The sequence below is a fragment of the Haloimpatiens lingqiaonensis genome (assembly GCF_901447495.1).
In the GTDB taxonomy this organism is placed as follows: Bacteria; Bacillota; Clostridia; order Clostridiales; family Clostridiaceae; genus Haloimpatiens; species Haloimpatiens lingqiaonensis.
The window spans coordinates 1-2,203 of record NZ_CABDWS010000152.1; the positions used below are offsets into that span (position 1 = coordinate 1).

General features: G+C 33.0%; 3 protein-coding genes. All 3 read right to left on the reverse strand.

Annotated elements, in window-relative coordinates; translation table 11 throughout:
* Window positions 1-29 precede the first annotated feature (29 nt).
* Window positions 30-1,253, reverse strand: coding sequence for an NAD(P)/FAD-dependent oxidoreductase (locus FGK85_RS14995; RefSeq protein WP_138207948.1), 1,224 nt, complete (start codon window positions 1,251-1,253; stop codon window positions 30-32).
* Window positions 1,254-1,257: 4 nt separating this feature from the next.
* On the reverse strand, window positions 1,258-1,701 hold the full coding sequence (locus FGK85_RS15000) for a 4Fe-4S dicluster domain-containing protein (protein WP_138207950.1): 444 nt from the start codon (window positions 1,699-1,701) through the stop codon (window positions 1,258-1,260).
* Between the two features lie 317 nt (window positions 1,702-2,018).
* On the reverse strand, window positions 2,019-2,203 hold a 185-nt coding region (locus FGK85_RS15005; protein ID WP_171011456.1), incomplete at its 5' end, for a zinc ribbon domain-containing protein.

Consider the following 2,203-nt stretch of genomic DNA (forward strand, 5'->3'; position numbering starts at 1 on the left):
GTTGCTATCTTATAACAAATAAATCTGAATTAATTATAACTAAATTCACCATTTTCCTTTATATGAAAGAAATCTGAAAAGCTTATTTCAAATAAATCCTTCTTTAAGCTGCTAATATTTATCTTGTTTTTTATTAGTTCTGTAAATACCCCACAATATGAAATATCCCCTTGAAATATTGCTCCATAAATTATTCCATCTTTATGTATGATTTTTTTGTATAAATTATTTTTATCAACTATTTCTACTGTATAGCTACTATCTTCTGGTTCTACCATTCCTAAAGATACCGTAGGAACATTGAAAAAGTTCATAGAATTCTTTAGTCCAAATTTATCCTCTAAATTTTCTTCCCTACCTGCCATATTGCACGCTGCAACCTTTCCCTGTTTAACGGCTATTGGCCAAATAGGCGCTGTAAAAGTAACATCTCCTGCTGCATATATATCTTTTACTGTAGTTTCACATCTATTATTTACAACTATACCCCTGTCTATCTTTATTTCCTCATCATTTATAAAACTTACATTAGGTCTTACCCCTGCTGCTACCACTATTATGTCACATTCTATTTCCTCTCCATTAGTAAGTTTAGCACCCTTTACGTTGCCCGCTCTATTTAATATTGCTTCTGCAACCCCTATACCTGTTGAAATTCTAACATTATGGCTCCTTAATAAATCTTCATAAGTTTTAGCTGCCCTTTTATCTAGCTGCAAAGGAAGAATCCTCTCACCCATTTCCACTAGTTCTACCTTTACACCATTTTCTATTAATCCCATGGTGGCATCTATGCCCACAAGACCTGCTCCTATTACCAAAGCTTTTTTTACATCTTTTGACTGTTCCTTTATAACTTTTGCATCTTCTATATCTCTTAAGGTGTAAACCTCATTTCCTTCCTTTAAGTTTTTAATAGGCGGAATAGCTGCATAGGAACCTGAAGCTATCAAAAGTTTATCATAAAATTCTTTATACCATCCTTGTAATTCTACGCACTTGTTCTTTATATCTATATTCCTAACATTAATTCCCTTTATCCACCTTATGTTGTATCTTTCCATAAAATCTTCTTCCACAAAGGATAATTCTTCTAAGCTTCGTTCTCCACCTATATAATGATGAAGTAAGCATCTTGAATAAATATTTTGATCTTTAGATAGCATGACTATTTGACTATATTTATCCAGTTCTCTCAAGGTTTTAGCCGCTGAAAGTGCAGCTGCACTAGCTCCTATTATTACGTACTTCACGCACCTACACCTCCTCTATATAAATAGCTCCCGTAGGACAGTTTTCAATGCATCTTGGTGTTTCTCTGCCACCACATAAATCACATTTTATTATGGATTTTTTATCTTTACCACCTGGCTTCAAAACTCCATAAGGGCAGCTCATAACACACATAAAGCAGGATGCACATTTATCCCTATTGTAAGAAACTATCCCTGTTTCAGGATCCTTTGTCATAGCTCCTGTAGTACATGTATTTACACACTCTGGGTTATCACAATGTCTGCAGAATATTGGAGTCTTCTTTTCATGCATATCTATTTCTATATGATTTCTGCTTTCACTTTCTGTATTTTCAAGATCTAGTTCTTCTATGGATTTATTCTCCAAACCATGCTCTGCCATACAGGCAAGAACACAGTTTAGACATCCTTCACATAGATCCTTATTTATCATTATCCTTCTCATAAACGCTCCCCCCGACCTATATAAATACAGTAATTTATTTAAGTCCCAATTTGCTTCTTCTATCAAGAACTATAGCTTCTAATTTATCTGCTGCGGCTTTAACATCACCTTCTATAATCAATTGACCGTTGCATAAAACTTATAAAAAGTTATAAATATATAAATTTTACTTGCGTTATTCGTTACCAAATAACATTTCCTGCTCATAGAGTTCTATTTTGAATAATTAATTATTCTACTCTAGTTTGTGTAACTCTCCAAGGACTTGAATTTCCCCACAACGCAGGGTATACATTAGCATTATCTTTTAGGTGATATTATGCTAATTTATAGTTACCAAGATTAATTGAAGCGTTTTTATCTCTGTCTATTTTTAGTCCACATTTAGGGCATACATAAATTCTATCTTTTAGCTTTAAATTTTCTTTAATGTTTCCACAAGAGCTACAAGTTTTAGAACTTGGATAAAATCTATCTGCCATGAAAAATTCTATTCCATTAA

Excerpts from the sequence above, each read along its gene's own strand:
- FGK85_RS15000 (WP_138207950.1), bottom strand. The coding sequence starts at position 1,701 with ATGAGAAGGATAATGATAAATAAGGATCTATGTGAAGGATGTCTAAAC.